Origin of the sequence: Frankia sp. AiPs1 (assembly GCF_023716945.1) — a bacterium.
GTDB lineage: Bacteria > Actinomycetota > Actinomycetes > Frankiales > Frankiaceae > Frankia.
The window spans coordinates 1-2,209 of sequence record NZ_JAMQQF010000770.1 but is presented as its reverse complement, the minus strand read 5'-3'; the positions used below and the strand labels follow the sequence as shown (position 1 = coordinate 2,209).

Genomic DNA, 2,209 nt, shown 5'->3' with positions numbered 1-2,209 from the left:
AACCAGTCGCGGTCGCCGTCGCCGTCGCGCGGCCTCGCCCGGCAGGCGGCCGCATCGCGGCGGCGGGCAGGTTCGCCGTGTAGCCGGCGGCCTGCACGGCCCCGATCAGCTCGTCGACCGTCACGGGACTCCCCGTGCCAGCCGCGCCGGCCGGCGCCGCCCGGGCGAGGGTGATGGTCGCCTTCTCCGTGGCGTAGTTCACCGAGGCGCTCACGCCGTCGATCCGGTTGAGCTTGCGCTCCACCCGCGCCGCGCAGGACGAGCAGGTCATGCCGCCGATCGCAAGCTCGACCCGGGCCGGCTCACCGGCCTCGACCCCGACGTTGGTCACGCGCTTCCCCTTCCCGGTCCGGCCGGCGACGCACTGCCCGCGGGCTCGGTCAGGCCCTGCCGACCAGTTCGAACCCGGCCTCGGTCACGGCCTCGCGGACGGCGCCGTCCGCCAGCGCCCCGTCGCTGACCACCGTGACCCGGCCGTCCGCGAGATCCACCGCGACACTGGACACCTCGGGCAGCCGCTCCAGCTCCTCGGTCACCGAGCGGACGCAGTGCTCGCAGTTCATCCCGGTCACGGTGTAGGCGGTCGCGGTCATCGCGGTCCTCGTCTCCCCAGCCACTGTCCACAGGCCGAGCGGATCCGCCCGGCAGCCCGAAGATACCCCTCCCCCGTATAGTGCACGACAACCCCCTGGGGGTATCCGCGACACGGCGACGGATGTCACGGAAGCGGACCTGGACGTGGGCCGCCAGCCCCTGGTTGCAGGGCCAGGCACGCGTCACCTCAGCCGAGCGTCAGCGCCGGGGGCGGAGGCGGAGGCGGGGGCGGCGAGTCCGTCTTCCGGCCCGGTGCGGCTGAACGAAGCCCCTGACCAGCCGACGAGAGTCGGTCATCGGGGGCAGCGGGGCACCCCGGACGGGGGATGGCGGGCGCGCGGCCCGACAGAACGCGGCGCCAACGCGGCTTGGCGGACTACAACTCGCCGCACGCCCCTGCGTCCGGCCGGCTGCAGGAGCCCGTCCGGCGCCACCATCGACGTACGCCGGACAAGCCTCACATCGGCACGACGGCCCCCGGACTCTGGCACCATCCGACCATCCGACCGTCGGCCTGCACCGGAGACGGCCGGCGGTTTCTTGCCCTTCGGGGGGGTTCGGCGTCCGATTCGTCCCCCCCAATGGGCAAGCTTCGGGGGGCGGGTCAGCGGGGAGCGGCCAGGCCGCGGGCGACCTCGACGGCCCAGTAGGTGAGGATGATGTCGGCACCGGCGCGGGAGATCGCCGTCAGCGTCTCGGCGATGGCCCGGTCCCGGTCGATCCACCCCGCGGCGGCGGCGGCCTCGACCATCGCGTACTCGCCGGACACCTGGTAGGCGGCGACGGGCACGTCCACGGTGTCCGCGACCGCGCGCAGCACGTCCAGGTACGCCAGCGCCGGCTTGACCATCACGGCGTCGGCACCCTCGGCGAGATCCAGCGCCACCTCGCGCAGCGCCTCGGCCACCGAGCGGGACGGATCCTGCTGGTAGCCGGTGCGGTCGCCGAACTGGGGAGCGCACTCGGCCGCCTCGCGGAACGGGCCGTAGAACGCCGAGGCGTACTTCGCCGAGTAGGCGAGAATCGGCAGATCGGTGAAGCCCTCGGCGTCCAGCGCCGCCCGGATCGCGCCGACCTGGCCGTCCATCATTCCACTCGGCGCGACGACCTCGGCGCCCGCGCGGGCCTGCGCCACGGCGATCGAGGCGTAGCGCGCCAGGGTCGCGTCGTTGTCGACCTCACCGGCGTCGGTCAGCAGGCCGCAGTGGCCGTGGTCGGTGTACTCGTCCAGGCACAGGTCGGTCATCAGCACGATGTCCCCGCCGACCTCGGCGACCAGGTCCGCCAGCGCCAGCTGGACGATCCCGGCGGGGTCGTCGGCGGCCGAGCCGCGGGCGTCCTTCGCCGCCGGCACGCCGAACAGGATCAGCCCGCCGACGCCGGCCTCGACCGCCTCGACGGCGGCCTTGAGCAGCGACGATCGGGTGTGCTGGACGACGCCGGGCATCGAGGTCAGGGCGACCGGCCGGTCCACGCCCTCCTTGACGAACATCGGCAGGACCAGATCCGCCGGATGCAACCGCACGTTCGACACCAGCCGGCGCAGGGCGGGCGAGCGGCGCAGCCGGCGGGGCCGTGCCGCCGGGAACCCGGCCGGCCCCGAACCGCCCGAGCC

General features: G+C 74.4%; 3 protein-coding genes. All 3 read right to left on the bottom strand.

Annotated elements, in window-relative coordinates; all coding sequences use genetic code 11:
* A partial coding sequence (locus tag ND748_RS30480; protein WP_308205774.1) for a heavy metal-associated domain-containing protein occupies positions 1-331 on the bottom strand: 331 nt, incomplete at its 3' end.
* 49 nt (positions 332-380) lie between these two features.
* Positions 381-593, bottom strand: a complete 213-nt coding sequence (locus ND748_RS30475) for a heavy-metal-associated domain-containing protein (protein WP_251749725.1) — start codon at positions 591-593, stop codon at positions 381-383.
* A 605-nt stretch (positions 594-1,198) separates the two neighbouring features.
* A partial coding sequence (hemB, locus tag ND748_RS30470) for a porphobilinogen synthase (protein ID WP_251749723.1) occupies positions 1,199-2,209 on the bottom strand: 1,011 nt, incomplete at its 5' end.

Bases quoted from the DNA above. Each gene is read 5' to 3' on its own strand.
- ND748_RS30475 (WP_251749725.1), bottom strand. From the start codon at position 593: ATGACCGCGACCGCCTACACCGTGACCGGGATGAACTGCGAGCACTGC.